This window comes from Methanobrevibacter sp., from assembly GCF_017447225.1.
Taxonomy (GTDB): Archaea; Methanobacteriota; Methanobacteria; order Methanobacteriales; family Methanobacteriaceae; genus Methanocatella.
The window spans coordinates 1-2,568 of the sequence record NZ_JAFSNZ010000085.1; the positions used below are offsets into that span (position 1 = coordinate 1).

Annotated in this window: 2 protein-coding genes; both read right to left on the bottom strand. The window is 36.1% G+C overall.

Going from position 1 to position 2,568, the window contains the following annotated elements:
- On the bottom strand, positions 1 to 1,511 hold a 1,511-nt coding region (locus tag IJQ68_RS08415; protein ID WP_292799165.1), incomplete at its 3' end, for a trypsin-like peptidase domain-containing protein.
- A 24-nt stretch (positions 1,512 to 1,535) separates the two neighbouring features.
- The coding region (locus tag IJQ68_RS08420) for a leucine-rich repeat domain-containing protein (protein ID WP_292799167.1) at positions 1,536 to 2,568 on the bottom strand (1,033 nt) is incomplete at its 5' end.

Consider the following 2,568-nt stretch of genomic DNA (forward strand, 5'->3'; position numbering starts at 1 on the left):
CCGTTCAACTGAGGGTAATTACTGATTGTGCCGAGGGAAGCCCCATTTTTGAAGAGATAATAACTATTGTTCTGATTTACTACATAGAAGAAATTACCGTTATCCGACCATGCAACCTGATATGTATTTGCCGGTATTTCTCTTGTTTCAGTAACAACTTTTTGCTGCGTCTCATCGTATCTGTAGTTTTTAAGATCAAGCGGTATAGGATGGATTCCGAAACGGTCTATCAAGAAATTATCTATAATCACTGGATTGATGATTATAGAACCTTTGAAACGATCCAAAATATCCCACCAGTCAATTCTGCCGTTACAGTTCATGTCTTTTGCAGCATTCTTTATTATCTGCGAAACCTTGCAGATTCTCCACATAGGTGTAGCAAAGTTTTCAGCAGATTTATTCTGTAGAGTCACATCCTCTTCTATTTTGTCCCATGCTCCTCCAGGAGCACAACCGAACCACACAACAACTCCGGCGACTCTGCCTGAATAATCAATAACAGGACTTCCAGAATGCAACTTTTGTATGTCAGCATCTTTAAATATCAATAGATCTTCTTCATATTCTTTTGATAATCCGCGAGCTTGACCATCAGCCACACTGCCGGCATTTACAACTTTTATTCCAGGATGAGTATCCTGTCCGTCAAAAATATTTGCCACCCATGGATGTCCGATAATATATAGCGGAGATCCATGCTGCTGCACATCAGTATTTACTCTTGCCCAGCCTCTTTTACCGTTTGTATTGTCAAGAAGTCTCCATATTTTTTCAGGTATTCCGTCATCACGGTTGTTTACTGATCTCCAAGGCCAAGGATCTTCAACTTTTTCAGGCTCATATTGTTGGGCGTTTTCATGCAATTTATAGATGGCATAGTCAACTTTATCACTATCATCATCTGACATTGTCCAGCCATTTTCCACTGTTCCGTCATCCGGATTGTCGCCAGCTATACGAAAATATGCAGGATGTTGATCAAAATCATGATATTCCACATCTATATCAGGATAATCCTCATCATATCGTATATATTTTTCATCGTTATTCAGGTATCCTTTAAGAGAAACTCTTGGATATTCCGGCATATTATCACTGTCATCGTCACTGATCTCGTCGTCATCATCGTATTCGTCATTATCACTGTTTTCAAGATCAGCTTTTTGATAGCCGAATAAAACTCCGACATTTGCAGCACTGGCGCAATGAGCTGCTGTTAAGAAATAGTTGTTTCCTATAAGTGTTCCGCTACAACCAAAGACGGGTGTCGAAGAATTCATAAAAACAATTTTGCCTACTCTGCCGGCGTGTTCTCGCAAAAATTCTTCATCATAACCATAGTTCTCGTTGTTGTTAGCTAATTCAAGATGTTCAAACCAATCAGGAATAAAAGAAATATTATTAAGATTACCTTTTTCAATTTCTGCATACATAGAACATTCGTGGGCTTCCGCAAATAAACCGGTACATACAAATAGAATCCCAAGCAAAATCAAAATTCTTTTCATGTCTCTCTCCATCTCCTCGAGTTGTTATTTATTTTCACAGCTTTCCAGCTGTTCATTCATTCCGCCGACGTGAGTTCCTTGGGCTTTCAACTCTTCAAGAGGGGAAAAATCTTTGATGCAGTTTTTATCAACCCACAGACTCGATAAACCTGTTCTATTTCTAAATGCTTCAACATTCTCAATTTTATTTGATCCGACATCCAATCTTCTGAGAGCTGGAAACGACTCATTGTCTGCAAAACCTGATAAATCAGTAATGCTGTTATAGTTCAAGTATAGTTCCTGAAGGGATTTTACATTTTTCATCACAGGAACTTTTGTGATTTTATTCAAGGCAACAGTTAAAAACTTCACATGTTCCAGTCCGTCAAGTTTTATCAAATCTTCATCGTTTAGTTCATTATTAGATAGCCACATCTCATCAAGCGAATCAAGTCCTTTCAATTCAGGCAAGTTGCTGATATTGTTGAAACTTAAATATACATATTGCAATTTTCCGAGATTTTTTAAACTAGGTAATTTTTCTATTTTATTTTTATCTGCACCAAGTATATTTAATTCACTAAAGTTTTTAATTAAGGAAATATCTGTAATGTTGTTGCTAGAAAAATTTATTCTAACTAATTTTGTCATGTTTTTTATAGGACACATATTTTCGACTTGATTATTGGTAAAAAACAAAACTTTTAAATTTGTCAATAAATGAAGGTGTTTTATGTCCTTTACCTTATTGTAAGAAAAACTTAAATATTCAAGCTCTGTCAAGTTGTTGATATTTTTAGGCAGAAACTCAATTTGGTTCTTGTCCAAATCCAAACTTTTAAGATTGACAAGCTGCTCCACAGGAGAGACATCCTTCAACTTAGTTTCTCTGATTTCAAGAGTTTCAAGATTTGTGAGCAGTGTAAAAGATTCATCAAGGCAATCTATGTTTTTGCCGTCAATTTTCATTTCTTTTAATTTTTCCAGCTTTGAAAGTGGTGTAAAATCATAAACATTGTTGCCAGAGATTTTAACATATTCAAGGTTTATAAGTTTTTCTATGCCGCGGATGTCC